At 67.9% G+C, this 25903-nt stretch carries 27 protein-coding genes and 1 pseudogene; 14 read left to right on the top strand and 14 right to left on the bottom strand.

Going from position 1 to position 25903, the window contains the following annotated elements; genetic code table 11:
- Nucleotides 1-6 precede the first annotated feature (6 nt).
- From ACHMXA_RS21425 to ACHMXA_RS21435, 3 genes are read right to left on the bottom strand one after another with little or no spacing between them, the layout of a single operon-like run.
- Nucleotides 7-255 (bottom strand): DUF3297 family protein, encoded by a 249-nt coding sequence (locus ACHMXA_RS21425; RefSeq protein WP_126021985.1) that lies wholly within the window; start codon nucleotides 253-255, stop codon nucleotides 7-9.
- Nucleotides 256-299: 44 nt separating this feature from the next.
- A complete protein-coding gene (locus tag ACHMXA_RS21430; RefSeq protein ID WP_395316328.1) occupies nucleotides 300-776 on the bottom strand; it encodes a ribonuclease HI family protein in 477 nt (158 codons plus the stop codon).
- 7 nt (nucleotides 777-783) lie between these two features.
- Nucleotides 784-1251, bottom strand: a complete 468-nt coding sequence (locus ACHMXA_RS21435; RefSeq protein WP_395316329.1) for a hypothetical protein — start codon at nucleotides 1249-1251, stop codon at nucleotides 784-786.
- 108 nt (nucleotides 1252-1359) lie between these two features.
- Here ACHMXA_RS21435 and ACHMXA_RS21440 point away from each other — a divergent pair, with 108 nt between their 5' ends.
- The 8 genes from ACHMXA_RS21440 (at nucleotide 1360) to ACHMXA_RS21475 (ending at nucleotide 6430) form a co-directional block, all read left to right on the top strand.
- Nucleotides 1360-2115, top strand: a complete 756-nt coding sequence (locus tag ACHMXA_RS21440; RefSeq protein ID WP_395316330.1) for a glutamine amidotransferase — start codon at nucleotides 1360-1362, stop codon at nucleotides 2113-2115.
- A gap of 124 nt (nucleotides 2116-2239) precedes the next feature.
- Nucleotides 2240-2878, top strand: a complete 639-nt coding sequence (locus ACHMXA_RS21445) for a phosphatidylcholine/phosphatidylserine synthase (protein WP_176666859.1) — start codon at nucleotides 2240-2242, stop codon at nucleotides 2876-2878.
- 48 nt (nucleotides 2879-2926) lie between these two features.
- On the top strand, nucleotides 2927-3508 hold the full coding sequence (locus tag ACHMXA_RS21450) for a glutathione S-transferase family protein (RefSeq protein WP_176666860.1): 582 nt from the start codon (nucleotides 2927-2929) through the stop codon (nucleotides 3506-3508).
- A gap of 94 nt (nucleotides 3509-3602) precedes the next feature.
- Nucleotides 3603-3785: a hypothetical protein gene (locus tag ACHMXA_RS21455; protein WP_176666861.1), complete on the top strand. Its 183-nt coding sequence runs from the start codon at nucleotides 3603-3605 to the stop codon at nucleotides 3783-3785.
- Between the two features lie 27 nt (nucleotides 3786-3812).
- Nucleotides 3813-4460 carry a histidine phosphatase family protein gene (locus ACHMXA_RS21460; protein ID WP_176666862.1) on the top strand — a complete coding sequence of 216 codons (648 nt, stop codon included), beginning with the start codon at nucleotides 3813-3815 and terminating at the stop codon, nucleotides 4458-4460.
- Between the two features lie 55 nt (nucleotides 4461-4515).
- A complete protein-coding gene (locus tag ACHMXA_RS21465; RefSeq protein WP_176666863.1) occupies nucleotides 4516-5478 on the top strand; it encodes a DnaJ C-terminal domain-containing protein in 963 nt (320 codons plus the stop codon).
- A gap of 2 nt (nucleotides 5479-5480) precedes the next feature.
- Nucleotides 5481-5798, top strand: coding sequence for a chaperone modulator CbpM (locus tag ACHMXA_RS21470; RefSeq protein WP_395316331.1), 318 nt, complete (start codon nucleotides 5481-5483; stop codon nucleotides 5796-5798).
- Nucleotides 5799-5899: 101 nt separating this feature from the next.
- Nucleotides 5900-6430, top strand: a complete 531-nt coding sequence (locus ACHMXA_RS21475; protein WP_395316332.1) for a MerR family DNA-binding protein — start codon at nucleotides 5900-5902, stop codon at nucleotides 6428-6430.
- On the opposite strand, the gene ACHMXA_RS21480 is transcribed toward ACHMXA_RS21475, so the two are convergent.
- Both ACHMXA_RS21480 and ACHMXA_RS21485 read right to left on the bottom strand, forming a co-directional pair.
- Nucleotides 6384-8123 carry a dipeptidase gene (locus ACHMXA_RS21480; RefSeq protein ID WP_395316333.1) on the bottom strand — a complete coding sequence of 580 codons (1740 nt, stop codon included), beginning with the start codon at nucleotides 8121-8123 and terminating at the stop codon, nucleotides 6384-6386. The genes ACHMXA_RS21475 and ACHMXA_RS21480 overlap by 47 nt on opposite strands.
- Before the next feature lie 139 nt (nucleotides 8124-8262).
- Nucleotides 8263-10002, bottom strand: a complete 1740-nt coding sequence (locus tag ACHMXA_RS21485; protein WP_395316334.1) for a dipeptidase — start codon at nucleotides 10000-10002, stop codon at nucleotides 8263-8265.
- Nucleotides 10003-10066: 64 nt separating this feature from the next.
- Here ACHMXA_RS21485 and ACHMXA_RS21490 point away from each other — a divergent pair, with 64 nt between their 5' ends.
- A complete protein-coding gene (locus ACHMXA_RS21490) occupies nucleotides 10067-10651 on the top strand; it encodes a DNA-3-methyladenine glycosylase I (RefSeq protein ID WP_145758728.1) in 585 nt (194 codons plus the stop codon).
- 83 nt (nucleotides 10652-10734) lie between these two features.
- Here ACHMXA_RS21490 and ACHMXA_RS21495 read toward each other — a convergent pair whose 3' ends face one another.
- From ACHMXA_RS21495 to metE, 4 genes are all read right to left on the bottom strand, one after another.
- Complete coding sequence (locus ACHMXA_RS21495; RefSeq protein ID WP_126182217.1) at nucleotides 10735-11088, bottom strand: alpha/beta hydrolase; 354 nt, start codon at nucleotides 11086-11088, stop codon at nucleotides 10735-10737.
- Between the two features lie 291 nt (nucleotides 11089-11379).
- Nucleotides 11380-12348: a Bug family tripartite tricarboxylate transporter substrate binding protein gene (locus ACHMXA_RS21500; protein ID WP_395316335.1), complete on the bottom strand. Its 969-nt coding sequence runs from the start codon at nucleotides 12346-12348 to the stop codon at nucleotides 11380-11382.
- Nucleotides 12349-12451: 103 nt separating this feature from the next.
- Entirely contained in the window at nucleotides 12452-13237 is a 786-nt protein-coding gene (locus tag ACHMXA_RS21505; protein ID WP_256099125.1) for a hypothetical protein, read from the bottom strand.
- Nucleotides 13238-13373: 136 nt separating this feature from the next.
- Nucleotides 13374-15719, bottom strand: coding sequence for a 5-methyltetrahydropteroyltriglutamate--homocysteine S-methyltransferase (gene metE / locus ACHMXA_RS21510; protein WP_176666870.1), 2346 nt, complete (start codon nucleotides 15717-15719; stop codon nucleotides 13374-13376).
- Nucleotides 15720-15829: 110 nt separating this feature from the next.
- On the opposite strand from metE, the gene ACHMXA_RS21515 reads away from it, so the two are divergent.
- The 3 genes from ACHMXA_RS21515 to ACHMXA_RS21525 all read left to right on the top strand — a co-directional run bounded on the left by ACHMXA_RS21515 (nucleotide 15830) and on the right by ACHMXA_RS21525 (nucleotide 17571).
- On the top strand, nucleotides 15830-16756 hold the full coding sequence (locus ACHMXA_RS21515; protein WP_395316336.1) for a LysR family transcriptional regulator: 927 nt from the start codon (nucleotides 15830-15832) through the stop codon (nucleotides 16754-16756).
- A 52-nt stretch (nucleotides 16757-16808) separates the two neighbouring features.
- Nucleotides 16809-17249, top strand: a complete 441-nt coding sequence (locus ACHMXA_RS21520) for a hypothetical protein (RefSeq protein ID WP_176666872.1) — start codon at nucleotides 16809-16811, stop codon at nucleotides 17247-17249.
- A gap of 157 nt (nucleotides 17250-17406) precedes the next feature.
- Nucleotides 17407-17571 (top strand): hypothetical protein, encoded by a 165-nt coding sequence (locus ACHMXA_RS21525; protein ID WP_176666873.1) that lies wholly within the window; start codon nucleotides 17407-17409, stop codon nucleotides 17569-17571.
- Between the two features lie 24 nt (nucleotides 17572-17595).
- On the opposite strand, the pseudogene mmsB reads toward ACHMXA_RS21525, so the two are convergent.
- The 4 genes and pseudogenes from mmsB to ACHMXA_RS21545 all read right to left on the bottom strand — a co-directional run bounded on the left by mmsB (nucleotide 17596) and on the right by ACHMXA_RS21545 (nucleotide 22458).
- Nucleotides 17596-18493 (bottom strand): annotated as a pseudogene (gene mmsB / locus ACHMXA_RS21530) (3-hydroxyisobutyrate dehydrogenase).
- Between the two features lie 39 nt (nucleotides 18494-18532).
- Nucleotides 18533-19648 carry an enoyl-CoA hydratase/isomerase family protein gene (locus ACHMXA_RS21535; RefSeq protein ID WP_395316337.1) on the bottom strand — a complete coding sequence of 372 codons (1116 nt, stop codon included), beginning with the start codon at nucleotides 19646-19648 and terminating at the stop codon, nucleotides 18533-18535.
- Between the two features lie 28 nt (nucleotides 19649-19676).
- Nucleotides 19677-20831, bottom strand: a complete 1155-nt coding sequence (locus ACHMXA_RS21540) for an acyl-CoA dehydrogenase family protein (RefSeq protein ID WP_395316338.1) — start codon at nucleotides 20829-20831, stop codon at nucleotides 19677-19679.
- Nucleotides 20832-20934: 103 nt separating this feature from the next.
- The gene (locus ACHMXA_RS21545) at nucleotides 20935-22458 is read right to left on the bottom strand and encodes a CoA-acylating methylmalonate-semialdehyde dehydrogenase (RefSeq protein ID WP_395316339.1); all 1524 of its coding nucleotides are present in this window, start codon (nucleotides 22456-22458) and stop codon (nucleotides 20935-20937) included.
- Nucleotides 22459-22619: 161 nt separating this feature from the next.
- Between ACHMXA_RS21545 and ACHMXA_RS21550 the strand changes: the two genes are divergently transcribed.
- Nucleotides 22620-23579, top strand: a complete 960-nt coding sequence (locus ACHMXA_RS21550) for a LysR family transcriptional regulator (protein ID WP_395316340.1) — start codon at nucleotides 22620-22622, stop codon at nucleotides 23577-23579.
- A gap of 43 nt (nucleotides 23580-23622) precedes the next feature.
- Nucleotides 23623-24792 carry a pyridoxal phosphate-dependent aminotransferase gene (locus ACHMXA_RS21555; RefSeq protein WP_395316341.1) on the top strand — a complete coding sequence of 390 codons (1170 nt, stop codon included), beginning with the start codon at nucleotides 23623-23625 and terminating at the stop codon, nucleotides 24790-24792.
- A 3-nt stretch (nucleotides 24793-24795) separates the two neighbouring features.
- Here the strand turns inward: ACHMXA_RS21555 and ACHMXA_RS21560 are convergent, their stop codons facing one another.
- Nucleotides 24796-25869: a DUF4241 domain-containing protein gene (locus tag ACHMXA_RS21560; RefSeq protein ID WP_395316342.1), complete on the bottom strand. Its 1074-nt coding sequence runs from the start codon at nucleotides 25867-25869 to the stop codon at nucleotides 24796-24798.
- Nucleotides 25870-25903 lie beyond the last annotated feature (34 nt).

The raw sequence follows: 25903 nt of genomic DNA on the forward strand, positions 1-25903 counted from the left end.
CTCTATTTATTTGTAGTACGCCTCGACGGTGCCCTTGAGCTTGATCAGCAGCGGCTTGCCCTTGCGGTCGAGCGTCTTGCCGGCGGGCACCTTGATCCAGCCTTCGCTGATGCAGTATTCCTCGACGTCGAGGCGGTCCTTGCCGTTGAAGCGGATACCGATGTCGTGCTCGAAAGCGGCGGCCACGTGGTGGGGGCTGCGCGGGTCGATGGAGAGATGGTCGGGAAGAGGTGGGCGGGAAGTGGCTTCTGTCATGGCGCGTGATGATAGGGGCTCGCGCGGGTGCCCCCTTTTGGCATCTACCGGCGCTTGCGGTGCCGGTGGGCCGGCGGCTTGGGGCCAAACCCCAGCGCGGCACGTGCCAGCGCGTCGGCTTCGCCGTTGCGGTGGCGTGGAATCCAGTTCACGCGCGCGTCGTCGAAGCTGCCGAGCAGGGCGCGGGCTTCGTCGAACAGGCCCGCCAGCCGGACGATCGGCGCGACCGGTTCGGATCCGGGCGGGCCGAGCTGTTCGACCAGGATGCTGTTGTCGCTGTAGGCCCGCACCGCCGTCGCGCCGCGTTCGCGCAGGTCCTGCAGCGCGAGCGTCAGCGCCAGCAGTTCGGCTTCGTTGTTGCAGCCCGTGGCGTGCGTGGCCTGCGACAGCGTGTGGCGGCTGCCGTCGGGCGCGGTGATGACCGCGCCGATGCCCATGCGGCCCGGATTGGGCATGGCGCTGCCGTCGCAGTAGACGGTCCACGGCAGGCTGCCGGGGCCCTGCTTTTCTCCCACGCTCATCCGGGCTTCAGCAGTTGTTGCGCTTGATGCCCGCGAGGTTCTGGCAGGGGCGCTGCCCGGGCGGCGGGCCCGGGTCGTGCGCGTGCGGCGGCCGCGGCCTGTGGATAGGCCGCACGCCGTCGTAGTACGGGTCGGGGCTCAGGATGACGACGCCCGGAGGCTCGGCCGCGGCCTGCGGCTGGGCCTCGGCCGGATAGCGCGGAATGATGGCCGGGCCCGAGGGCGGGTTGCTCGCCACCTGGCTGGGCGGAGGAGGAGGCGGGGTGGAGGCCTGGGGCGGCGTAGAGTCGCGGCGCGCGGGATCGGACGGAGGCGATTCGAGGATCGGTACCTGCCGCGATTGCTTGCTGCCCGGCGGACAGGCAACGTTGGTGTACGAAATGGCCCCGCTGGCATCCGTGCAGCGCACCACCTCGGCGGCCTGCGCGCCGAGCGCCGCGGCGAAGATCGCGAGGAAAGCCGTCAGTGTGCGCATCGGATGTCTCTGTGAGAGTTGCGGTCGGGTCGGACGCCCGGGAACAGCCCCGGGGTCGCCCACTTTAGCCGTTGCGGGCCCGTTGCGCACCTGCGGCATGATCGCGGCATGGACACTCAACGACCGCATCCCCTCGTCATCGTCAAGCTCGGAAGCACCTTCGACGCGCTGCGCGCGCGGCAAGGCGACTTCGAGCACTGGATCGCCGACGGGCTCGGGATGCAGGCGCTGCCCCTGCTGGTGGTCGATCCGCGCCGCGGCGACGCCCTGCCCGATCCGGCACTGGTGTCGGGGGTGGTCGTCACCGGCTCGCACGCGATGGTGTCGCACCGCGAGCCCTGGAGCGAGGCCACCGCCGCCTGGCTCGCGCAGGCCGTGGCGCTCGACACGCCGGTGCTGGGCATCTGCTACGGCCACCAGCTGCTCGCGCACGCGCTCGGCGGCGAGGCCGGCGACCACCCGCTGGGCGCGGAGGTCGGCACCGTCACCGTCGCCCTCGACGAGGCAGCCGCCGCCGATCCGCTGCTGAACGGCCTGCCCGCCCGATTCCCGGCCCATGCGGTGCACTGGCAGAGCGCGCTGCGACTGCCCGAAGGCGCCGTGCGGCTGGCCGGCAGCGAGCACGAGCCCATACATGCTTTCCGGGTCGGCGGGCATGCATGGGGCGTGCAGTTCCACCCGGAGTTCGATGCCGACGCCATGCGCGGCTACATCGAGATGCTGGCCGGCGAACTGGCCTCCCAGGGCGCCGACCCCGGCAGCGCTGCGCGAGCGCGTGGTCGATACCGATGCCGCGTCCAGCCTGCTCGGGCGTTTCGCTCGGATCGTGGAGACCCGCCAGGGCGTGGCCTGACCACCCCCTGAAATCTGTCCGACAGGCGGCGCCCGCGCGTCGGACCGCGACTACAGGCTACGCTCGCCGCTTCGGTTATGGTGCGGTCCATTGGCCGTCCACCAGCTTCCCCAGCTCCTCTTTTTCCTTCCTTTCATGACCACCCCTTCCCCCGTGCCGGCCCGCAAGCATTTCTCGATGATCCGGGAGTTCCATCTTGCCGACGCGTTCACGCTCGGCAACGCGGCTTGCGGCGTGGGCGGGGTGTTTCTGGCGATGGCATTCATGGCGAGCCATTCGCTCGCGCAGTTCCTGTGGGCCGCCGCGCTCGCGCCCACGGCCTTCGTCTTCGACGTGCTCGACGGCCGCATCGCGCGCTGGCGCCAGACGCAATCCGCCCTTGGGCGCGAGCTCGATTCGCTGGCCGACGTGATCTCCTTCGGCGTGGCGCCGGCGGCGCTGGGCTTCGCGGCGGGGCTCAACGGCGGCTGGGACTGCGCGATCCTGGTCTATTTCGTCTGCTGCGGCGTGAGCCGGCTGGCGCGCTTCAACGTGACGGCCGAGACGCTTTCGGCCGGCTCCGACAAGGTGAAGTATTTCGAGGGAACGCCCATCCCGACCAGCGTGGTGCTGGTGGGCGTGCTGGCCTATGCCGCGTGGCAGGGCCGCATCGGCGACGGCCTGTGGGGCGGCGCATGGGTCGTCGGGCCGTGGCAGCTGCACCCGCTGGCGCTGCTGTTCGCGCTCTCGGGCACGCTCATGATCAGCAAGACGCTGCGCATTCCCAAGTTCTGACCGACAGATCGCCCATTGAGGCCCATCGAGGCCGCAGGAGACACTCCCATGACCATGAAGCTGTATTTCGACCCGCACAGCCGTTCACAGGTCGCGAAATGGATGCTCGACGAAGCCGGCGTCGACTACGAGATCGTGCCCACCCTCATCAGGGAAAAGGCGCACAAGACGCCCGAGTTCCTGAAGATCAACCCGGCCGGCAAGCTGCCGGCGCTGGTCGACGGCCGAACGCGCATCTTCGAGAACGCGGCCATCTGCATGTACGTGGCGGAGAAGTTTCCCGGCAAGCGGCTGGCGCCGCCCGTGGGTTCGCCCGAGCGGGGCCGCTACCTGTCGCTGATGGTCTATTCGACCTCGCAGCTGGAGCCCGCGATGGGCGACAGCCTGCTGAAGATCCGCAGCAACAACAGCGCGCGCGGCTGGACGAATTTCGAGGCGGCCAAGGACGCGGTCGAGCGCGAGCTTGGCGACGGCCCCTACCTCTTCGGGGCGCAGTTCACGGCGGCCGACGTGATGATCGGCTCCATGTTCATCTGGCACCGCGCATTCGGCGGCCGCTCGAACCGGCCGAAGATCGATGCCTACATCCACCGCCTGCAGGCCCGCCCCAAGGGCATGAAGTTCGGCTGAACGCGGCGCGGCGTGCCGCGCTGGTGACAACGCGCGGCGGAGGCACGCTCTTTAATCGGCTTGCTTGTTCCCACCCAAGAAGAGAGACGCCCGCATGACATCGAAAGACGCCACGCCCTCCCGGTTTCCGCTTACGGACCTTTCGCTGGGCCTGGCCTACGGCAGCGCCTACGACCAGCTGCCGCTCTTCGCTGCCAAACAGTGGCATCCGCTGCCCTACCACCGCGCCGACGTGCAGGCGCAGCGCGTGGGTGCGCCGCTGCAGCTCGCGTACTGATTGATCGATCGATACCGCCTTCCATTCATGTCGACACACACCGCTACCACCGCCCACACCAGACCCGGCGGGCTCGACCAGCTGATCCGCATTGCCGCGGACCAGCCGCTCTCGCCCGACTGCGACCACTTCTACTTCCTGCGCCACGGCCAGACCGGCCGCAATGCGCTGCGCATCTTCCAGGCGGTGGACGAGCCGCTGAGCGAACTCGGCCTGCAGCAGGCCGCGCGCGCCGCCACGCTGCTGGCGGGCGAGCCGATCCGCACCGTGGTGTGCAGCGACGCGCGACGCGCGAACGACACCGCCTATGCGGTGGCCACCGCGCTCAAGCTGGTGCCGGCCGCGCAGGCCACACTGCGCGAGCGCAACTTCGGCGCGCTCATCGGCACTTCGTCCGCCAACATCGACTGGGCCTGCGAGCCCGAAGGCGGCGAGACGCTCTCGCAGTTCATCGCGCGCACGCGCGAAGCCATCGACACCGCCCTGCGGCTGCCGGCCCCGGTGCTGGTGGTGGCGCATGGCGGCACGCTCTACGCACTGGCCGCCCTGCTGGGCGTGCCCGTCGACCTCGGCCTGCTCGGCAACGCCCAGCCCTTGCGTTTCGAGCGCCGCGGCCCCACATGGGCCGTGACGCCGCTGCTGCGGCACGCCGACGGCGACGCGGCCCTGGCCTAGCTGCCAGGGACCTCCCCCACCTCGATGCCGTCCACCCAACGAAGCACCACGCACCATGGAATTCAAGGACTACTACAGCGCACTGGGCATCGACCGCACCGCGTCCGACGACGAGGTTCGCAAGGCCTACCGCAAGCTCGCCCGCAAGTACCACCCCGACGTCAGCACCGAGGCCGATGCCGAACAGCGCATGCGCGACATCAACGAGGCCAAGGACGTGCTGGGCGACAAGGAAAAGCGCGCCGCCTATGACGCGCTGGCCGACCGCGTCGCGCGCGGCGGCAGCCCCGAGGGCGACTTCCAGCCGCCGCCGGGCTGGGACGAGGGCTTCGAGTTCCACCGCGGCCCGCGCCAGGGTCCGGCCGACCATGCCGACTTCAGCGACTTCTTCTCGTCGCTCTTCGGCGAGGCCGAGCGTCGCGGCGCCGCGCGGCAGAACTTCCGCGCGCGCGGCGAAGACCACCATGCGGCCATCGAGATCACGCTGGAAGACGCCCTCAACGGCGCCGAGCGCGAGATCACGCTGCGCGCGCAGACCATCGACGCGCAGGGACACCCGCAGTGGAACAACCGCACGTTGAGCGTGAAGATCCCGCCGGGCGTGCATCCGGGGCAGTTCATCCGCCTTGCAGGACAAGGCATGCCGGGCCACGGCGGCGAGCCGCCGGGCGACCTGTACCTCGAAGTGCGCATCGCCCCGCACAAGCTCTATCGCGTGGAGGAGCGCGACCTGTACATGACGCTGCCCGTCACGCCCACCGAGGCCGCGCTGGGCGCGCAGGTTCAGGTGCCGACGCCGACCGGCGGCGTGGTCGAGGTGACCGTGCCGCGCAACGCGCGCAGCGGCCTGAAGCTGCGCCTGAAGGGCCGCGGGTTCCCTGGCAAGACACCGGGCGACCTCTACCTGCTGCTCGACGTCGCTGTGCCGCCCGCCGACAGCGACGGCGCTCGCAAGGCCTACGAGCAGCTGGCGCAAGCCACCGCATCCTTCAATCCACGCCAGCATCTGGGAGTCTGAGCATGGTGAATTTCACTCTCACGAGCACCACCGCCATCAGCGCGTCGCAGCCGCTCGCGGCGAGCGAACTGGCGCATGCCGTCGGGGCCGACACCGCATGGGTCGTGCAGTTGGTCGAAGTCGGCATCCTGCGCATCGAAACCACGGAGGCTCCGCCCGAGCGGTGGCAGTTCTCGAGCACAGACCTCCAATGCGCGCTCGAGGCGCGCAGGCTGGAGCGCGACTTCGGCGTGAACCTCGACACCGCCGCGCTGATCCTCGACCTGCAGCACGAGGTGCGGCGGCTCAAGGCGGCGCTGCACGCACGCGGGCTGGGCTGATACGCCGCTTTCCCCTTCGGCCTCAGGGGAAAGCGGATCGCCCGCTTGACCTTGACACCGTGCGAAGCCGAAGACTGCGAGCCTCTTCAACAGGAGCTCGCATGAACCCTCGCACCAACGCGGCGCACGGCCGCGCCGTCACGCCCCACGCAGCAACGACCAGGAACTGCGCCCTCGAGGCCGGCCGGCGGCTGGGCATCGAAGAGGTCATCGCCCGCGCAGGCGTGTCCGAAAGACTGCTGCGCCAGTGCGAAGCCCGCGGCCTGCTGCTGGGCGGCTACGGGCACCGGTACACGCACGAGCACGTCGGCGTGCTGCGCTTCGTCCGCAGGGCCTACGCGATGGGCTTCGGCATGAACGACATCGCCAGGCTGCTCGCGCTGCGGCACGACGAACATCGCAGCAGCGCCGAGGTGAAACACATCGCCCTGAAACGGACCGAGGAGCTCGAAGCGCGCATCGAGGAACTGCTGGCGACGAAGCGCGTGCTGGAGCGCCTCGCCGGGCTGTGCCTGGGCGACCACCAGCCCGCCTGCCCCATCCTCGACGAGCTGCTGGAGCTCAGGGGCTTCGCTTCCCAGCCGCCTACTGCATCTGCTTCAGATTGCCGATGCGCACCAGCATCTCGGTGAACATCTGCAGGTCGGCGTCGAGGTCCGGCACTTCCTTGTATTCCTTGGCGTTGTGTCCGGTGTACTTCTTGCCGGGCATGCCGGGGCCGAAGCTGATCGCGTTGGGCATCTGCTTGGCGGTGGTGGCGCCGGCCGCCGACACCGGCTTGGCCTCGAGGCCGGTGGTGTCGCCGTAGATGTTGAGCAGCGTCGTCAGCCACTGCCCGGAGGGGTCGCGCGCCATCCAGTTGCCCTGGTCGTACTTGATCTCGACCGCGGCCTTGTTCGCGGCTGCCCACTCGTTGATCTTCGCGGTGACCTGCGCCTTCAGTTCTTCGGGCGTGCGGCCGCGCGGCATGCGCGTGTTGACCGCCACCACCAGCCGGCCGTCAGCGCCTGTGCGGATCAGGTTGGGAGAGAAGGTCAGCGGCCCCATGAAGTCGTCGCTGTAGCCCAGGCCGATCTTCTCGCCCAGATAGCCCGTGCCGTAGAGCGCGTCGACATACTTCACCGCCTTGAGGAACTGGTTGTCGGCCAGCGTCACGCCGGACTCCAGCAGGAAGAGGCCCAGACGCGGCAGCGGGTTCACGCCATTCTGCGGCTCCGAGCCATGGGCCGAGGTGCCGGTGACCTTGATGTCGATGCTGTCCGCCCCCCGCGTGATGGCGATCGCGAACTTGCCGCCCTGCGGTTCGTACTTCTGCAGGAAGCCCGACTTCGCGGCCTCAAGCTTCGCGAATGCGGCCGCGAGGTCGCCACCCTTGAGCGTGGCGGTCGCGGTCTGCGAGATCGCGTTGACCGCTGCGGCGGCGCCCATGTCGGTGATCGCGGTAACGCCGCCATCGGTCTTCTCCGCAGGGAAGAACACGCTCAGCGAGCCCGCCCCCTTCTCGGCCACCACCGCCGGATAGCCGCTGTCGAGCACGATGTTGTAGGCCGGCAGCGTCACCTTGTTGCGGTAGTACTCCATGGCGTCGCCGCCGGTTTCCTCGGTGGTCTCGATCATCAGGCGCATGGTGCGCTCGATGGGCAGGCCGCTTTCCTTGACCGTCTTCATCGCATAGAGCACTGCCGCGATGGAGCCCTTGTCGTCGATGGTGCCGCGGCCGTAAAGCCGGTCGCCTACGCGAACCATCGTGAACGGGTCGAGCCGGGTGCCGTCGTCGAGCACCCATTCGGAGAGCACCGCCGGCACCACGTCGGAGTGCGTGAGGATGCCGAACTCCTCGCTGCCCTTGCCCTTCAGGCTCACTTCGAAGATGCGGTTGTCGACGTTGCGGTACTCCAGCCCGAAGCTGCGCGCGGTCTTCTCGACCAGCTTGCCGAAGTCGATGATCGCCGGGTTCTCGTGCGGAGGGATCTGCACGTTGCGCGCCGTCGGGATCGCCACCATGGCGCCCAGGCTCGCGATCACGGCCTTCTGGTTGTGCAGGCGGTTGTACAGGCCGAGCAGGCGCGCGATGTTGGTGAGGTCGTCGCCCGCCAGCGGCGCCTTCTTGCGATAGGCCGCCACGGCGGGCTTCAGCGCGGGGTTGGCTTTCTCGGCCTGCGCCAGAAATGCATTGAAGCTCGATGGCGGCTTGCCGCTTTGCCAGCTTGCGGCCAGCCGGTCGAGCTCGGGTTTCTTGATCGTCTCTGCGAAGGCCGGTGCGGTGAGGCCAACTGCCATCAGGCCCATGGTGAGGGCCGGCAACGAGAAGCGAAATTGGGGCATGAAAGCGACTCCCTGTTCACAAAAATGGAAGCCTTCAAAGATACCCGAGCCACGCCTCGCTACAGGCCCTCGCGCGCTACGAAGAAACGTTACGCACGAAGCGAAAAGCGCGGCTTTAAGTTTGCGAACGCCGCATTCGCTACTGCATCTGCTTCAGGTTGCCGATGCGCACCAGCATCTCGGTGAACATCTGCATGTCGGCATCGAGGTCGGGCACTTCCTTGTACTCCTTGGCGTTGTGCGCGGTGTACTTTTTGCCCGGCATCGCGGGGCCGAAATTGATGGCGTTGGGCATCAGCTTCGCGGTGGTGCTCCCGGCCGTCGGCACCGGCTTGGCCTCGAGGCCGGTGGTGTCGCCGAAGATGTTCAGCAGCGTGGAAAGCCATGCACCCTTCGGGTCGCGCGCCATCCAGTTGCCCTGCTCGTAGGCAACTTCGAGCTTCACCTTGTTCGTGTTGGCCCACGCATTGATCTTCTCCGTGACCTGCGCCTTGAGTTCTTCGGGCGTTCGACCGCGAGGCATGCGCGCGTTGACCGTGACTTCGAGCCTGCCGTCGCTGCCCATGCGCACGAGGTTGGGCGAGAAGGTCAGAGGGCCCATGAAGTCGTCGGCGTAGCCCAGTCCCATCTTCTCGCCGAGGTAGCCGGTGCCGTAGAGCGCGTCGATGTACTTGACTGCCTTCAGATAGTGGTTGGACGCAAGCGGCACGTCGGACTCCTGCAGAAAGAGCGCCAGGCGCGGCAGCGGGTTCACGCCCTCCTCGGGCCGCGAGCCGTGGGCGGATAGGCCCGTCACCTTCAGTTCGATGCTGTCGGCGCCGCGTGCAATGTCGATGGCGAACTTGCCGCCCTGCCCTTCGTACTTCTGCAGGAAGGCCGGCTTCGCGGCTTCGAGCTTCGCGAGCGCGGCGCCAAGGTCGCCGCCCTTGAGCGTGGCGGCGGCCGTCTGAGAGATCGCATTGGCCGATGCGGCGCCCGTCATTGCCGTGATCGCTGTCGATGCCGCGTCGGCCGCTTCCGCGGGGAACAGCACCTTCAGCGCGCCCGAGCCCTTCTCGGCCACCACCGCCGGGTACTTGCTGTCGAGCACGATGTTGTAGGCCGGCAGCTGCGTCTTCGTGCGGTAGTACTGCATCGCGTCGCCGCCGGTCTCCTCGGTGGTCTCGATCATCAGCCGGATGCTGCGGTCGATGGGCAGGCCGCTTTCCTTCACGGCCTTCATCGCGTAGAGCACCGCCGCGATGGAGCCCTTGTCGTCGATGGTGCCGCGGCCGTAGAGGAAGTCGCCCACGCGCGTCATCCTGAACGGGTCGAGCCGAGTGCCGTCGTCGAGCACCCATTCGGACAGCACGGCCGGCACCACGTCGGCATGGGTGAGGATGCCGAACTCCTCCGCGCCCCTGCCCTTCAGGCTGACTTCGAAGATTCGGTTGTCGACGTTGCGGTAAGCGAGCCCGAAGTCGCGCGCCATCTTCTCGACCAGCTGGCCGAACTCGATGATCGGCGCACTTTCGTGGGGCGGCACCTGCACGTTGCGCACCGTCGGGATAGCCACCATGGTGCCGATGCTCGCGATCACGGCCTGCTGGTTCTTCAGCCTGTTGTAGAGGCCGAGCAGGCGCGCGACGTTGACGAGATCGTCGCCCGCCAGCGATGCCTTGCTGCCGCGGTATGCATCCACGCTGGCCTGCAGCGCGGGCTGGCTCTTCGCCGCCTGGGCAAGGAAGGCATCGAAGTCGGCGGGCGGCTTGCCGGCCTGCCATGCGGCGGCGAGCTGATCGAGCTGGGGCTTCCTGATCGTTTCGGCATGCGCCAGCGAGCCGAGCGCCAGCGCGAGGCCCAGCGAAAGCGCGGACAATGAAAATCGAGATTGCTGCATCAGGGTCTCCCCCTCATTCTGAAAACATCCCGCGACGATAGCCGAGCGAAGAATCGAAAGAACAATGAGCAACAGCACCGACAAGATCCGCTGCGCCTGGGCCCAGACCGACCCGCTGCTGATGGCCTATCACGACGCCGAATGGGGCGTGCCCGAGCGAGACAGCCGCGCGCTGTGGGAAAAGCTGATGCTCGACGGCTTCCAGGCCGGGCTCTCGTGGCTCACCATCCTGCGCAAGCGCGATGCCTTCCGCAAGGCCTTCAAGGGCTTCGTGCCCGAGAAGATCGCCAGGTTCACCGAGGCCGACGTCGAGCGGCTGATGCAGGATGCCGGCATCGTGCGCTCGCGCTCGAAGATCGAGGCGACCATCGGCAACGCCCGCGCCTACCTCGCGATGCAGGCCAAGGGCGAGGACTTCTCTGAATTCATCTGGGGCATGGCGGGCGGCAAGCCCATCGTGAACCGCACCGGAAGCGTGCCGGTGAAGACGCCGCTGTCGGAAGACATCTCGGCGGCGCTGAAGAAGCGCGGCTTCAAGTTCGTGGGGCCGGTGATCGTCTACGCCTGGATGCAGGCCACCGGCATCGTGGACGACCACGCGCACGATTGCCACCGGCACGGGGCGAAACACAAACCGAAGCCCCAATGAAAAAACCGGACGCTGCTTTCGCAGGTCCGGTCTTTCCCGATGTGTGACTTGTGATTCGATGAAGCGGCTTGCGCCGCGTCGAATTACAGGCCGGCTTGACGCGTGAAGGTCAGGCCCTTGGCTTGCGCGGGGATCACGCTGCCGGCGAAGGTTTCGGGACGCAGGTTCTGGCCAGGAGCGTGTGCAGCGGCGACGGCCTGGCTGCGGACGGTGGCGCGGTCGACCGAAGCGGCCAGAGCGGGGGTGGCGGTCGAAGCGGCGCCTTCGTTGTCGCCGTAGGCGTTGCCGGCACGGGCGGCTGCGGCGGCCTGGGGCGCCACGTCGGCGCGGCTGTAGCCGGAAGTCAGGGGCTGAACGCCTTCGTAGGTTTCTGCGTGAGCGCCAGCAGCGGCGAGCAGGGACAGAGCGGCGGCGGCGAGGATGTTCGAGGTCTTCATTTCAATTCCTTCTTCATTGGGCTTTTGGTGCCGCAAGTGTGCACCACGAAACCTAGGGCAAACCCTATGGAGAATGAATCGCAGTGTTCACGAAATTGAAACAATGACCGGGAACTTTTAGACAACGCTAATCCAAGTGCCCTTTCAGTCGTCGAAAACGCGCGCAGTTTGCATACTTTTCCTCTAGACCGTCAAGCGGAACTTGCCGGCCAGCCCTTGCACTTCGGCAAAAGGTGTTAAGTGCAATGCACGTTGCGTGCCAGCCGACGCACCCGATTCCGGGGCATCGGCTCAGTCTTCCTTCATGCCCGTGGCCTTGACCACGCTGCCGAGCCGCGCGCGCTCCTCGTCGACGAACTTGGCAAAGCTCGCGCGCGTGCCGCCGACGGGCTCGATGCCCATGTCCTTCAGGCGCTTCGCGGTCTCGGGCGACTTCATCGCGGCGTCGACGGCCGCGGCCATCTTGTCCATGATCGCGTCGGGCGTGCCGCGCGGCGCGTGCACGCCGGCCCAGTGGGCGATGCGGATTTCGGGGAAGCCCTCCTCCGCTGCCGTCGGCAGCTCGGGGTAGGCCGAGATGCGCTGCGTCCACGTGCCCGCCAGCGCCTTGAGCTTGCCGCTCTTCGCGTAGGGCAGCACCACGATGCTGGCCTCGGAGGTGGCCTCGACCTGGTTGCCGAGCACCGCGGTGATCGACTCCGAGCCGCTCTTGTAGGGCACCACGTCGAGCTTGCCGCCGTACTTCGTCTGCAGGATGCCCTCGACGAAGTGCGGCGTGCTGCCGGTGCCGGCGGTGGCCCAGTGGAAGCCGTTGGCCGACTTCTTCGAGGCGGCGACGAACTCCTTCAGGTCCTTGTAGGGCGCATTGGCCGGCACCACGATCACCGAGGGCGCCAGACCGATCATGGCCACCGGCACGAGCGCCTCGTCCTTGTACGGCATGCTCTTCTTGATCATGCTGTTCGACACCACGCCGGCCGCGCTCACCAGGAAGGTGTAGCCGTCGGGCGCGCTCTTGGCGACCACGTCGGCACCGAGGACCGCGCCCGCGCCCGGCTTGTTGTCTACGATCACCGGCTGCCCCAGCTGCTTCGATGCGCCTTCTGCCGCCGCGCGCGCCATCAGGTCGTTGGCGCCGCCTGCGGAAAAGGGAACGACCAGCCTGATCGGCTTGGTGGGCCAGGCCTGCGCGGCGGCACCCTGGGCGAGGACGGACACGGCCAGCCCGACGGCGAGCGATGCGATGCGGTTGGAAAGCATGGGAAGTCTCCTGCGTGTTGTGAGTCGTTGTCAGGTACAGCGCCCATTGCACGCTCCTGGGGAGGCTTTGGCCTCGGGATTTGCCCCAGCAGCAGCCTCGGGATCAGGAACGCGGCCAGGCACGTATCAGCGTGCGCAGCGCGACGCCGCCGCTGCCCTTGACCTCGGCGCGGTAGGTGCCCACCAGCGCCTCGCGCTCGGCCGCCGCCTGCGGATCGTTGCGCCATGCCAGCAAAACAGCAACGTCGGCATCGGGCAGCGCGGCGAGCTGCGCCTGCGTCACCTGCCTCTCGAATTCGCGCGCCACGAGCATCAGGTTGCGCGGGCGGGTCGAAGTCACGCCGCGCGACCAGAGCGTGTCGAGGGCCATGTCGAGCGTGCGGTCGGGCAGCGAGCTGAACTGGCCGCCGTTGCCGCGCGCCAGCTGCTTGACGACCGCGCTCATCAGCAACTGGCTGGAGAAATCGATCTCGCGCACGTCGGCCACGGCCATGCGCTCCAGCAGTTCGGCACGTGCAGGGTCGACGGGCTTGGCGCGCTCGCGGTTGAAGAACTCGGCCTTGCCGGCATCGCTCATCGCTGCGTAGTCGGTACGCAGCTTCGCGAAGCGCGCCACGGCTGCGAGCAGCTGCGGGCTGGGTGCCGCGCCGCCGTTACCAGCCGATGCAACTTCCTGCTGGATGGCCGCCACCGACGCGTTGGTGTTGAAGGCGCGGGCCGCTGCCGTGTCCAGGGCCTTGAGCGCCTTGTCGGCGATGGCCTGGTCGTCGGGGTCGAGCAGTTCCCTGGCGCCTCGCGAGACGGCACCGGGCCCGTAGGAAGCCTGGTAGCGCTGCTGCACGCCTTCGAACTGCAGCAGCGCCTCCGCACGGCTTTGCGCCCAGACCATCAAGGGGGCCGGGAGCAAGAGAAGCAACAGGGAGAAACGGAAGAGAAGGAAACGGTTCAGGGAAAGCATGGCGCCATTATTGGCACGCCGGCCCTTCGCTCCCGCTGCCCCCGTCCGCCCCGGTCTCTTGCGTGCGTCAGGCCTGCGCCAGTTCCTCGCGCAGCAGTTTCGCCGCCGCCACCATGTTCGACAGCGCCGCCTCGGTCTCGGGCCAGCCGCGGGTCTTGAGGCCGCAATCGGGGTTGATCCACAGGTTGGCGGGCGGCACCACGTCGGCGGCCTTGCGCATGAGGCGCACGATCTCCTCGACCGAAGGCACGCGTGGCGAATGGATGTCGTACACGCCCGGGCCGATCTCGTTCGGGTAGCGGAAGCCGCCAACGTTGCTATCGCCGCCGAAGCCGCGCAGCAGTTCCATGTCGGAGCGGCTGGTCTCGATGGTGATCACGTCGGCGTCCATCGCCGCGATCTCCGGCAGGATGTCGTTGAACTCGGAATAGCACATGTGCGTGTGGATCTGCGTCTCGTCGCGCACGCCCGAGGCGCTGATGCGGAAGGCGCGCGTGGCCGATTTCAGGTACGCGGGCCATCCGGCACGGCGCAGCGGCAAGCCTTCGCGGATGGCCGGCTCGTCGATCTGGATGATGCCGATGCTCGCGCTCTCCAGATCGACCACCTCGTCGCGGATGGCCCATGCGATCTGCTCGCAGGTGGTGGCACGTGGCTGGTCGTCGCGCACGAAGGACCACTGCAGGATGGTGACGGGGCCGGTCAGCATGCCCTTCATCGGCAGCTTGGTGAGGCTTTGCGCGTAGGCGGTCCATTCGACCGTCATCGGCGCGGGGCGTGCCACGTCGCCGAAGATCACCGGCGGCTTCACGCAGCGCGAGCCGTACGACTGCACCCAGCCGTTGGCGGTGAAGGCGAAGCCGTCGAGCTGCTCGCCGAAGTACTCGACCATGTCGTTGCGCTCGGCCTCGCCATGCACCAGCACGTCGATGCCAAGCTCTTCCTGCTTGCGCACCGCGAGCGCGATCTCGACACGCATCTTCTCGCGGTAGCCGGCCGCGTCGAGTTCGCCGCGCTTGAAGGCGGCGCGTGCGGCGCGGATGTCGCCAGTCTGCGGGAAAGATCCGATGGTGGTGGTCGGCAGCGCGGGCAGCGCGAAGCGCGTGCGCTGCACCAGCTGGCGCATGCCGAAGGACGAGACGCGGCTGTCGTCGCCGGCCACGCTGCGCGCGAGGCGCAGGGCCACGTCGGCGCGGTGCACGCGCGGGCTGCTGCGGCGCGTTTCCACCGCTGCGCGGGCCGCGGCGAGCTCCGCCGCGACGGACGCTTCGTCGCCATCGAGCGCCGCGCGCAGCACGCGCAGCTCGTCGAGCTTCTCCACGGCGAAGGCGAGCCAGGACTTCAGCTCTGCATCGAGTTTCGTCTCCGCCGCCAGGCTGAAAGGCACATGCAGCAGCGAGCACGACGGCGCGATCCACAGCTCCCCCTGGTGCTTCCCGGCCACCTGCCTGAGCTTGGCGAGCGCCGCATCGACGTCGGTGCGCCAGATGTTGCGCCCGTCCACCACGCCGACCGACAGCACCTTGTGCGCCGGCAGCCAGTCGGCCACGCCGGTGAGCTCCTGCGGCGAACGCACCGCGTCGACGTGCAGGCCGGCCACCGGCAGCTGGCAGGCCAGGCGCAGGTTGTCCGACAGCGGCGAGAAATACGTGGCCAGCAGCAGCTTCGGTGCGCTGCGGGCGAGCTGCCAGTAGGCGCGCTCGAAGGCGTTGCGCCATGCATCGGGCAGGTCGAGGCCCAGGATGGGCTCGTCGATCTGAACCCACTCCACGCCCTGCTGCTTCAGCCGCGTGAGCACCTGTTCGTACACGGGCAGGAGCGAATCGAGCAGCGAGAAACGGTCGAAGCCGGCTTCCTTTTCCTTGCCCAGGTACAGGAAGCTCAGCGGCCCCAGCAGCACGGCCTTGACCGCATGGCCGGCCTGCTGCGCCTGCGCCACTTCGTCGAAGAGGCGCGTCGAGCCGAGCCTGAACTGCGTGGCTGCCTTGAACTCAGGCACGAGGTAGTGGTAGTTGGTGTCGAACCACTTCGTCATCTCCAGCGCGAAAGTGCCTTCGGTGCCGTGGTTGCAGCTCTCGTCGTGGACGTGGCCGGCTTCGCTCTCCACGCCGCGCGCCATCTTGAAATAGCGCGAGAGCTCGGGCTCGTCGCCATGGAAGCCGAAGCGCTCGGGCTCGCAGCCAAGCAGCTGGATGTGGTTGGCCACAAGGTCGTAGTAGGCGAAGTCGCCCACCGTCACGAAGTCGAGCCCCGCATCGCGCTGGGCCTGCCACTGGCGCGCGCGCAGTTCCTCGCCGACCGCTTCGAGCGCGGCCCGGTCGATCTCGCCGCGCCAGTGCTTCTCGAGGGCGAACTTGAGTTCCCGGTGCGCGCCCATGCGCGGAAAGCCGAGGGTGTGAATACGGGTAGTCATTTGCAGGTAGTCCGGTCGCTGATCTTGGAAATCTTGTGAGCCAGCGATGGTCGGCGTTTGAGGCATATGATTCAAACGAAACCTTTTGCTCTTTCGATTGAATATTTTTCATGCAGCAATCGATACTTGAAATCCGCCACCTGCGCACGCTCGTCGCGCTGCGCGACACCGGCAGCCTCGTGCGCGCGGCGCAGCTGCTCAACCTCACCCAGTCGGCCCTGTCGCACCAGGTCAAGCTGCTCGAAGACCGCTACGGCGCCCAGCTCTTCGAGCGCAAGTCGGTGCCGCCGCAGTTCAGCACCACTGGCCTGCGGCTGCTGCAACTGGCCGACACCGCCTTGCCGTTGATCGAGGAAGCCGAGCGCGACGTGGCACGGCTCGCGCTGGGGCGCAGCGGCCAATTGCGCATCGTGGTCGAGTGCCACACCTGCTTCGACTGGCTCATGCCGGCCATGGACGCCTTCCGCCAGCGCTGGCCCGAGATCGAGCTCGACATCGTCTCGGGCTTCCACCCCGACCCTATCGCGCTGGTGATGCAGAACCGCGCCGAAGTGGCCATCGTGTCCGAGCAGGACCCCGGCGAAACCGTGGACTACCACGCGCTCTTCCGCTTCGAGATCATGGCGCTGCTCGCCAACGACCATCCGCTGACAGCCAGGCCGTACCTCACGGCGCGGCACTTCGCCGACCAGACGCTCATCACCTACCCGGTGCCCGACGACATGCTCGACATCGTTCGCCAGGTGCTGGCCCCCGCCGGCGTGGAGCCCGCCCACAGGCGCACCACCGAGCTCACGGTCGCGATGCTGCAGCTGGTGGCCAGCGGGCGCGGCGTGGCGACGCTGCCGCTGTGGGCGGTGCAGAACTACCTCGACCGGGGCTATGTCACGGCGCGCCGCGTGGGCAGCAAGGGGCTGACCGGGCGGCTCTACATGGCGTGCGCGCAGGGCACCTCGGCACAGCCCTGGCTCGCCGACTTCGTGCGCGTCACGCGCGAGAGCTGCTTCAAGAGCCTGCCGGGGATCGAGCTGTTGTAGCGGCGCGCGGCAGAATCCCCCGAACACCAACCAGAGGAAAGAGGAAGACCCGATGGCTCTGAAGAAGAAAGGCCGCTACTGGTACGGCGACGGCCCCGAAGACACGCGGGCCGAGATGCAGCGCTACAGCAAGGCCAACGTCTATGCGGCAACGCGCTTCGCCGCATCGGCATGCGGCTGCGGCCACCGCGCGTTCAGGCTCGAAAGCGACGAGGAAGAAGGCGCGGCACGGCGCACCTGCACCGCCTGCGGCAGCGTGCATCTGATGGGCGACAGCGCCGAGTACGCGGACGAGGCAGAGTTCGAGGGCCACGAATGCGTCTGCGGCGAGGAGTCCTTCGAGCTGCTGTCGGGCGTGGCGCTCTACGCCGACAGCAACGACGTGCGCTGGTATTACCTCGGCTGCCGCTGCACCAGCTGCAGCCTGGTCGGCGTCTTCGCCGACTGGAAATGCGAAGGTGGCGACGCGGACGCCTTTCTCGCCGCCGTCTGATCGCGCCGCATCGCCCGACCGGTAGCAGCTACCTTCCGCCAATCCTCTTCAGCGTGGGAGCCAACATGGTGGCGGCCACCACCGTGCGGTCGATGTCGCGGATGGATGCCAATGCAAAGCCGGCCCCGGCCGGCAGACTGCGCTGTACAGTGGGGAAATGACACAACCGCAACCCGACGTAACCGCCAGCGCGCCCGCCGCGGCGGCCTCGCAGGCCGAACTCACCGAAACGCAGGCATTCACCCGCGCCTGGGTTCTGTTCGCCGTGCTACTCGTGGTCGTGCTCGGCCTGCTGTGGCTGCTGCAATCGCGCTACAGCTGAACCGGGTCGATCGACGCAGCGGGCTCAGGAAGCCTTCTGCACCAGCTTCAGCACGCTAGAGAAATCGAGCGCACCATGGCCCGCAAGACTGTGGGCCGCGTACAGGCTGCGCGCCAGCCCGCCCAGCGGCGTGGCGGCACGCACGGCGGTGGCGTTCTCCTGGGCCAGCCCCAGGTCCTTGAGCATCAAGTCGGTGCCGAAGCCGCCGGCGTAGTTCTTCGAGGCGGGTGCGGTCTCCATCACGCCGGGCATCGGGTTGTACTTCTCGAGGGCCCAGTTGCCGCCCGAGCTGCGGCGCATGATCTCCGACAGCACCTTCGGATCGAGCCCGTTGGCCACGCCCAGTGCCAGCGCCTCGGAGGTGCCGATCATCAGGATGCCCAGCAGCATGTTGTTGCAGATCTTCGCGGTCTGCCCCGCGCCGGCCGCGCCGGCATGGAAGATGTTGGCGCCCATCTTCTTCGAGCACCGGGCGTGCGCGCTCCAGGTCCTGCGTCTCGCCGCCGACCATGAAGGTCAGCGTGCCCGCGATGGCGCCGCCCGTGCCGCCGGACACCGGCGCATCGATCATCGCGATGCCCTTCGCAGCCGCCGCCTCGGCCACCTTGCGCGAGGTCGCGGCCGCGATGGTGCTGCTGTCGATCACCAGCGAGCCTGCGCGAATGCTCTCCAGCAGCCCGGGCTTGCCCGCGCCGCCCAGGAACAGGCCTTCGACGTGCGCACTGGCCGGAAGCATGCTGATGACGACCTCGGCATCGGCCACTGCCTCGACTGCCGACCTGGCGATGGGCAGGCCATCGGCGCCGAACTTGGCGCAGGCTTCCTTCGAGAGGTCGAAGGCGGCGAGCGTGTGGCCGGCCTTGAGCAGGTTCATGGCCATCGGGCCACCCATGTTGCCGAGGCCGATGAATGCGATCTTCATTTGTCTTGTCTCCGTTGTTCTGTGCAGGAAAGGTGAAGCTCAGGCCAGCGACGCCAGCTCTGCGGGCATCTCGCCGCGCGGACGCAGGTGGTCTTCGATGAAGGCTGGCGTGATCTCTTCGAGCGTGGCCGGGTTCCAGCGCGGGTTGCGGTCCTTGTCGACCAGAACAGCACGGATGCCTTCGGCGAAGTCCTTGTGCGCGCAGAAACCGAGCGAGGCCCAGTATTCGAGGCGGAACACCTCGGCCAGCGACATGCGCAGAACGCGTTGCCACAGCTCGAAGCTCAGCGCGGCCGAGCTGGGCGCGCCCTTGGCGAAGGTCTTGGCCGCGGTCTGCAGCCATGCGTCGTCGCTTTGCAGCTCGCGCAGGCGCTTCGAGATGTCGAGCAGGTCGTCGCCCGCCATCAGCGCATTGATGGTGTCGTAGTGCTCGCGCACCTTCGATGCCGGCTTCTCGGCGCCCTCGCCCGCCTTGGCGAGGATGCGCGACAGCGTGGCGCGGTCGGCCTTGTCGTCGCCGGCCCATCGGGTGGCGGCGATGGCTTCGAGCACTTCACCCTTGCGCTCCTGCGGCACCAGCACGTCGGCAAGGCCGCAGAAGATGGTGTCGGCCGCGTTGATGTTCGCGGCGGTGAGCGCCAGGAACAGCCCGGTGCGGCCCGGCGTGCGGCGCAGGAACCAGCTGCCGCCCACGTCGGGGTACAGGCCGATGTTGATCTCGGGCATGGCGATGCGGCTTTGCAGCGTCATCACGCGATGCGAAGCACCCGCCAGCAGGCCCACGCCGCCGCCCATCACGATGCCGTGGCCCCAGCACAGGAAGGGCTTGGGGAAGGTGTGGATCAGGTAGTCGAGCTCGTACTCCTCGCGGAAGAAGTCCTCGGCGTAGGTGTTGCGTTCGGGGCCGCAGTCGAGCAGCGTCCGGTAGAGCTGGCGCAGGTCGCCGCCGGCGCAGAAGGCCTTCTCGCCTGCGGCCTGGAGCAGCACGCCAACGATGCCGGCGTCGCTCGCCCACTCGCGCAGCTTGGGCGTGAGCAGCCGCACCATGTCCACGGACAGCGCATTGAGCGAAGCCGGCGCATTGAGCGTGGCCACCGCGAAGCGCTGGCCGCCAGCGGTCTTGATTTCGTCGAAAAGAACTACGGAGTCGGTCATTGTCTTGAGAGGTTCTGGATGCAGGGCTTCAGCGGATGTCGCTGTCCCCTTCCAGCAATTTTCGCGCAACGATCACGCGCATGATCTCGTTCGTGCCTTCGAGGATCTGGTGCACGCGCGTATCGCGCACGAGGCGCTCCAGCGGAAATTCGCCGAGGTAGCCGTAGCCGCCGTGCAGCTGCAGCGCGTCGTTACAGACGTTGAAGCCGGCGTCGGTCGCGAAGCGCTTGGCCATTGCGCAGTAGGTGCTGGCGTCGGCATGGCCGGCGTCGAGCCTGGAGGCCGCGAGCCGCACCATCTGCCGGGCCGCGACAAGTTCGGTCGCCATGTCGGCCAGCTTGAACTGCAGCGCCTGGAAGCTCGCGAGCGGCTTGCCGAACTGCTGGCGCTCGTGCAGGTAGCGGCGCGCGGCGTCGAGCGCGCCCTGCGCCGCGCCCACTGAACAGGTCGCGATGTTGATGCGCCCGCCGTCCAGCCCCTTCATGGCGATGCGGAAGCCCTCGCCCTCCTTGCCCAGCAGGTTCTGCGCGGGAATGCGCACGTTGTCGAAGTTGATGGTGCGCGTGGGCTGGCTGTTCCAGCCCATCTTGTGCTCCTTCTTGCCGTAGCTGATGCCCGGCGCGTCGGCCGGCACCGCGAAGGCCGAGATGCCGCTCGCACCCGCGCCGCCCGTGCGCGCCATCAGCACCAGCACTTCGGTCGAGCCCGCGCCGGAGATGAAGGCCTTGCCGCCGTTGATGACGTACTCGGCGCCCTGCAGTTCGGCGCGCGTCTTGAGCGAGCCGGCATCCGAGCCAGCGCCGGGCTCGGTCAGGCAATAGGAGGCCAGCTTGCGCCCGCTCGTCAGGTCCTCGCCCCATTGCTTCGCCACCTCGTCGGTCGCCCAGGTGCCGAGCATCCACGTCGCCATGTTGTGGATGGTGATGAAGGCAGTGGTCGAAGGGTCGACTGCGGCCATCTCCTCGAATACCAGCGCAGAGTCGAGCCGCGGCAGGCCGAGGCCGCCGATGCGCTCGGGCGCATAGAGGCCGCAGAAGCCCAGCTCGCCAGCCTTGGCGATCGCTTCCCTGGGGAAGATGGCTTGCGCGTCCCACTGCGCCGCATGCGGTGCGAATTCAGCCTGAGCGAAATCGCGCGCCGTCTCGGCGAAGGCGCGCTGCTCCTCGGAAAGTTCAAAGTCCAATTGGTGCCCCACAGCAGATCATTTCTCGAGTCCTCTTTCCGGGGACATCGCGCAGCCGGCCTTGCCGGATCGCAGATGTGGCCCCGGGAGCCTGGGGGCGAGCTTATTTCAGGCTGATGGTCGTGTTCACGCCGTGCGAGACGGTGCTGTCGTCGAACCAGCGCGCCGTCACCGTCTTGGTCTGCGTGTAGAACAGCACGACCTGCTTGCCGTACGGGCCCAGGTCGCCGAGCTTCGAAGCGCGCGAGCCGGTGAACGAGAACATCGGCACGGGCACCGGGATCGGCACGTTGATGCCCACCTGGCCCACGTCGATGTCTTCCTGGAAGCGGCGCGCCGCGGCGCCCGACTGCGTGAAGATCGCCGTGCCGTTGCCGTTGGGGTTGCTGTTGATCAACTCGATGGCCTCGTCGATGTTCTCGGCGTCCGCGACGCACAGCACGGGGCCGAAGATTTCCTGGTCGTAGATCGTCATGCCGGGCTTCACGCCGGTGAAGATCGTCGGGCCGACGAAGTTGCCCTTCTCGTAGCCGGGCACCGTCGGCTTGCGGCCGTCGAGCACCAGCTTCGCGCCGTCGGCTTCGCCGCGCTCGATGAGGCTGTTCACGCGGTCGTAGGCGGCGCACGAGACCAGCGGGCCCACGTCCACGCCCTTGTCGATGCCGGCGCCGACCTTCAGCGTCTTCGCCTTCTCGATCAGCTCGGGCACCCAGTTGCGCGCCTCGCCCACCAGCACCGCCACCGACACCGCCATGCAGCGCTGGCCCGCGGCGCCGAAGCTCGCGCCGGCCAGTGCGTTGAGCGTCTGCTCCTTGTTGGCGTCGGGCATCACGATGGCATGGTTCTTCGCACCCATCATGCATTGCACGCGCTTGCCGGCCAGCGTGGCGCGGTTGTAGACGTGCGTGCCGACCTTGGTGGAGCCGACGAAGCTGATCGCCTTGATGTCCTTGTGGTCGCAGATGCCGTTGACCACGGCCTCGCCGCCATGCACCACGTTCAGCACGCCGGGGGGCACGCCGGCCTCGAGTGCCAGTTCGCACAGGCGCATGGTGACCATCGGGTCCTGCTCGGAGGGCTTGAGCACGAAGGTGTTGCCGGTGACGATGGCCATCGGGAACATCCACAGCGGGATCATGGCCGGGAAGTTGAACGGCGTGATGCCGGCGCACACGCCCAGCGGCTGCAGCAGCGTGTAGGTGTCGACGCCGTTGGCCACGTTGTTGGCCAGTTCGCCCAGCTGCAGGTTGCCGATGTTCGATGCGTGCTCGACCACTTCGAGGCCGCGGAACACGTCGCCTTCGGCATCGGGCAGCGTCTTGCCCTGCTCGGCCGTGAGGATCGCGGCCAGTTCGCCCATGTTCTCGCGGATGAGCTGCTGCAGCTTCAGGAAGATGCGCGCGCGGGCGCCGATGGGCGTCTTGCGCCAGGTCTTGAAGGCTTCCTTGGCGGAAGCGACTGCCGCATCGAGCTCGGCCTGCGTGGCGAAGGGAACGCGCGCCAGCACTTCCTGCGTGGCCGGGTTGACGACGTCGCGCCATTCGGTGGTCTTCGATTCGACCAGCTTGCCGCCGATCAGCAGCTTGACGGTGGCGACCTGGGTCGAGGGCGTGGTGGTGGCGTCCATGGGGTTTGTCTCCTGTGAATCCTGTGAAATCGGTGCCCGGAAGGCCGGGTCGGTCACGCATCCTAGCTTTGCAGATTTGCCATGACAATAGACAAAATTGCGCGACGACTTTGCAAAAATGCAAAGCCTTCCACCCGATTCGACCTGAAGCACGAAAGCACATGGACTGGGACAACCTGCGGTACTTCCTGGAGCTGGCCCGCTCGGGCACGCTGATGAGCGCGGCACGGCGGCTGGAGGTCGACCACACGACGGTGGCGCGGCGGATCCAGGCGCTCGAGAAGGAGGTCGGCGCCCCGCTCTTCTCGCGCGAATCGGGCGGCCACCGGCTCACCGAGGCGGGCCGGCGGCTGCAGCCGCAGGTCGAGGCGATGGAGAGCGCGTTCCAGGCGGTGGAGAGCACGGCGCCGGCTTCGCAGGAAGGCCTTTCGGGGCTGGTGCGCATCGGCGCGACCGAGGGCTTCGGCACGGTGGTGCTGGCGCCGCAGCTCGCATCGTTCGCGGTACGGCACCCGAAGCTCACCATCGACCTGCTCGCGATGCCGCGCCTGGTGCACCTGTCGCGGCGCGAGGCCGACATCGTGATCTCGCTCGAACGCCCGGCGCGCGGGCCGGTGGTGGTCGCCAAGCTCACCGACTACACGCTGCGCCTGTACGCGTCGAAGCAATACCTGTCGGCGCACAAGCCGATCCGCACCCGCGAGGACCTGCGCGGCCACACCTTCATCAGCTACGTGGACGACCTGCTCTTCAGCAAGGAGCTGCAGTATCTCGACGAGCTGCATCGCCCCGACGCCTTCGCGCTGCGCAGCACCAGCGTGCTCGCGCAGCACAGCGCGGTGGCGGCCGGCGCGGGCATCGCGGTGCTGCCGGCCTTCCTCGCCGAGCACGACAGCGCGCTGCGCCCCGTCCTGCCCGGGCAGGCGAACTTCACGCGCACCTTCTGGATGTCGATGCCGGCGGAGACCAAGCACCTCGCGCGCATGCAGGCGGTGTGGAACTTCCTGCGCGAGACGGTGCAAGAGCGCCAATCGGTGTTGCTGCTGCAGCCGCCCGGCGAAGAGAATGAGGCGAGCGGCCCGCCGCAACGTCAGGCCCGCCAGCGCAAGCCAACCCCGTAACGATCAAGCCGATCCCCTTGAAACGGAGACAGGAGATACGCCCATGCCACGCCACCGCCCCGCCCGACTCGAACACATCGCCGGCATCGGCGTCGACCGCATGGGCGCCATCGCCGACGACGCCAGCGGCCCGCCCTTCCTGCGGCTGGAGAACCTCGACGTCGACATCCCGCCCGACCCCGAGGCCGTCGCGCGCACCGTGCAGGCTGCAGCGTTCGACCCGGACAACAGCTACCTGCCCTTCGTCGGCCAGTCGCGGCTGCGCGACGTGGCGGCGCGGCATGTGTCCGCGCTGTCGGGCGTGGCGTACAGCGGCGCGCGCAACTGCGTGATCTCGGCGGGCGGGCTCTCGGGCATCCTCAATGCGCTGCTCGCGACCGTCGAAGTCGGCGACGAGGTGCTGGTGACCGACCCGACCTACGCAGGCCTGCTCAACCGCATCCGCCTCGCGGGCGGCACGCCGAAGTACGTGCCCTTCAGCTTCACGCCCGGCGGCGAATGGAAGCTCGACCGCGAAGCACTGCAGCGGGCAGTCGGCCCGCGCGTGCGCACCATGCTGCTGATGTCGCCCTCGATGCCCTCGGGCGGTTGCTTCGACGAGGAGGACTGGCGCGCCATCGCCGCGCTGTGCGTGCAGCACGACATCACGCTGATCCTCGACACCGCGATGGAGCGCCTGCTGTACGACGGCCGCAAAGTCATCCATCCCGCCGGCCTGCCCGGCATGGCCGAGCGCACGATCACGGTGGGCTCATCGGCCAAGGAACTGCGCATGATCGGCTGGCGCGTGGGCTGGACCGTGGCGCCCGAGAGCTACATGCCCGACCTCGTGGCCGTGTCGCTCGCCAACGTGGTGGTGCCGGTCGGCATCGCGCAGGATGCGGTGGCCACCGCGCTGGAGCAATCGCCCCGCACGCTCGCGCCCTACGTGGCGGAGCTGGAGCGGCGGCGCGACACGGTGCTGGACGAACTCAAGGGCCTGCCGGTGGGGGTGCCGGGCGGCGGCTGGTCGCTGCTGCTGCGCACGGACGATTTCGGCATCGACGGGCAGACGCTGTCGGAGCGCCTGCTCAAGCACCGCGTCTGCGCCACCGCGATGAAGGGCTGGGGCGAGACGCATGGGGCGCAATACCTGCGCTTCGTGTTTTCCAACGAGCCGGTGGAGCGGCTGCGTGGGTTGGGGGACAAGGTTCGGGCGGCGCTTCGCGCCTAGCACTCACGAAAAGAAGCGCTTCCAGAGGCTCTTCTTCTCGGCGGGCTCGGCGGCTGCGGCGGGCTCTGCGCTTTCGAGCAGTTCGATCAACCCCGGCACGCGCGGCTTCTTGAGCCATCGTGCAAAGGCCAGATAGCTTTCCGCCTTGCCTTCAATGCGCAACTGCTCAGGCATGGCGGGACACGGTGCAGTACCCAACAGCACGCGCAAGGCTTCGAGCCGGTTCATGCGGATCGCGCTCGTCAGCGCCGTCTCGCCCAGCGATGGAATGATGTCGTTGGCTCCTGCAAGGCCTCCGTCCAGCACGGACCGGACAACGTCCACGTCGCCCTTGATCGCCGCTGCGCCAAGGGCTTCGAGCGCCGCGAGCCTCTCGGGCGAGAGGCTCGCCAGATAGGCATCGTCGCGCTTGTCGTCCTCGCTGCGCGCATCGCCGCCCTGCATCGTCATGAAGTCGGTCACCAGCGCCACGGGCTCGCCGGCGGCATCGAGCGCCCAGAAGCTCGGATAGCTGCCGTCGCCCCAGCCCGAACTGAAGATCAGCACGTTGTTGGCGCTGCCCTCGCCCAGCGGATAGTGGTCCGCCATGTCCTTGGAGCCCAGTTCCTCGTCGAGCACGTCGTCGTAGTAGCTGCCGTAGTCGGGATTGGCCGAGGTTTCGCGCGCCTCGCGCTCGGCGATGGCGGTCGCGCAGTCGGCGTCCATGAAGCAGCCGACGCCTGCGTCGACCGGGTAGCCGTAGAACTCGTCGTCGCCCAACTCGTCCTGCGACTGGCCATCGAGCAGCGCAGGTTCCCAATGCAGGTCTGCAGGCTGCAGTACGCCGCGATCGCGCAGCCAGAGCACTGCCAGCGCATGCCGGCCTTCATGCTGAAGCACCTCCGCGGAGAAAGCGCCTCGGCCGGAGACGCTGCGCACGAACGGCGGGCGTTCGGGTTGCACCAGCGGATCGCAAGCCACGATGCGGCCGCTCGTGATCTGGAGCGAACCGCAGGACTGCCGCTGCAGGCGCCGCACGCGCAGCGCCTCGTCGTCGAGAAAAATGGTGCGCAGATTTTCGAGGTCGAGGTAAGCCATGCGCCCAGTGTCTCACCCCTCATGACAAAGGGCC

Origin of the sequence: Variovorax sp. UC74_104, from assembly GCF_044055375.1 — a bacterium.
Lineage (GTDB): Bacteria > Pseudomonadota > Gammaproteobacteria > Burkholderiales > Burkholderiaceae_C > Variovorax.

Excerpts from the sequence above, each read along its gene's own strand:
- ACHMXA_RS21515 (WP_395316336.1), top strand. The coding sequence starts at position 15,830 with ATGCAGCAATCGATACTTGAAATCCGCCACCTGCGCACGCTCGTCGCG.
- ACHMXA_RS21550 (WP_395316340.1), top strand. The coding sequence starts at position 22,620 with ATGGACTGGGACAACCTGCGGTACTTCCTGGAGCTGGCCCGCTCGGGC.
- ACHMXA_RS21455 (WP_176666861.1), top strand. The coding sequence starts at position 3,603 with ATGACATCGAAAGACGCCACGCCCTCCCGGTTTCCGCTTACGGACCTT.
- ACHMXA_RS21460 (WP_176666862.1), top strand. The coding sequence starts at position 3,813 with ATGTCGACACACACCGCTACCACCGCCCACACCAGACCCGGCGGGCTC.
- ACHMXA_RS21490 (WP_145758728.1), top strand. The coding sequence starts at position 10,067 with ATGAGCAACAGCACCGACAAGATCCGCTGCGCCTGGGCCCAGACCGAC.
- ACHMXA_RS21555 (WP_395316341.1), top strand. The coding sequence starts at position 23,623 with ATGCCACGCCACCGCCCCGCCCGACTCGAACACATCGCCGGCATCGGC.
- ACHMXA_RS21430 (WP_395316328.1), bottom strand. The coding sequence starts at position 776 with ATGAGCGTGGGAGAAAAGCAGGGCCCCGGCAGCCTGCCGTGGACCGTC.
- ACHMXA_RS21475 (WP_395316332.1), top strand. The coding sequence starts at position 5,900 with ATGAACCCTCGCACCAACGCGGCGCACGGCCGCGCCGTCACGCCCCAC.
- ACHMXA_RS21520 (WP_176666872.1), top strand. The coding sequence starts at position 16,809 with ATGGCTCTGAAGAAGAAAGGCCGCTACTGGTACGGCGACGGCCCCGAA.
- ACHMXA_RS21435 (WP_395316329.1), bottom strand. The coding sequence starts at position 1,251 with ATGCGCACACTGACGGCTTTCCTCGCGATCTTCGCCGCGGCGCTCGGC.
- metE (WP_176666870.1), bottom strand. The coding sequence starts at position 15,719 with ATGACTACCCGTATTCACACCCTCGGCTTTCCGCGCATGGGCGCGCAC.
- ACHMXA_RS21560 (WP_395316342.1), bottom strand. The coding sequence starts at position 25,869 with ATGGCTTACCTCGACCTCGAAAATCTGCGCACCATTTTTCTCGACGAC.
- ACHMXA_RS21450 (WP_176666860.1), top strand. The coding sequence starts at position 2,927 with ATGACCATGAAGCTGTATTTCGACCCGCACAGCCGTTCACAGGTCGCG.
- ACHMXA_RS21535 (WP_395316337.1), bottom strand. The coding sequence starts at position 19,648 with ATGACCGACTCCGTAGTTCTTTTCGACGAAATCAAGACCGCTGGCGGC.
- ACHMXA_RS21505 (WP_256099125.1), bottom strand. The coding sequence starts at position 13,237 with ATGGTCTGGGCGCAAAGCCGTGCGGAGGCGCTGCTGCAGTTCGAAGGC.
- ACHMXA_RS21445 (WP_176666859.1), top strand. The coding sequence starts at position 2,240 with ATGACCACCCCTTCCCCCGTGCCGGCCCGCAAGCATTTCTCGATGATC.
- ACHMXA_RS21470 (WP_395316331.1), top strand. The coding sequence starts at position 5,481 with ATGGTGAATTTCACTCTCACGAGCACCACCGCCATCAGCGCGTCGCAG.
- ACHMXA_RS21440 (WP_395316330.1), top strand. The coding sequence starts at position 1,360 with ATGGACACTCAACGACCGCATCCCCTCGTCATCGTCAAGCTCGGAAGC.
- ACHMXA_RS21425 (WP_126021985.1), bottom strand. The coding sequence starts at position 255 with ATGACAGAAGCCACTTCCCGCCCACCTCTTCCCGACCATCTCTCCATC.
- ACHMXA_RS21480 (WP_395316333.1), bottom strand. The coding sequence starts at position 8,123 with ATGCCCCAATTTCGCTTCTCGTTGCCGGCCCTCACCATGGGCCTGATG.
- ACHMXA_RS21525 (WP_176666873.1), top strand. The coding sequence starts at position 17,407 with ATGACACAACCGCAACCCGACGTAACCGCCAGCGCGCCCGCCGCGGCG.
- ACHMXA_RS21500 (WP_395316335.1), bottom strand. The coding sequence starts at position 12,348 with ATGCTTTCCAACCGCATCGCATCGCTCGCCGTCGGGCTGGCCGTGTCC.
- ACHMXA_RS21545 (WP_395316339.1), bottom strand. The coding sequence starts at position 22,458 with ATGGACGCCACCACCACGCCCTCGACCCAGGTCGCCACCGTCAAGCTG.
- ACHMXA_RS21485 (WP_395316334.1), bottom strand. The coding sequence starts at position 10,002 with ATGCAGCAATCTCGATTTTCATTGTCCGCGCTTTCGCTGGGCCTCGCG.
- ACHMXA_RS21495 (WP_126182217.1), bottom strand. The coding sequence starts at position 11,088 with ATGAAGACCTCGAACATCCTCGCCGCCGCCGCTCTGTCCCTGCTCGCC.
- ACHMXA_RS21465 (WP_176666863.1), top strand. The coding sequence starts at position 4,516 with ATGGAATTCAAGGACTACTACAGCGCACTGGGCATCGACCGCACCGCG.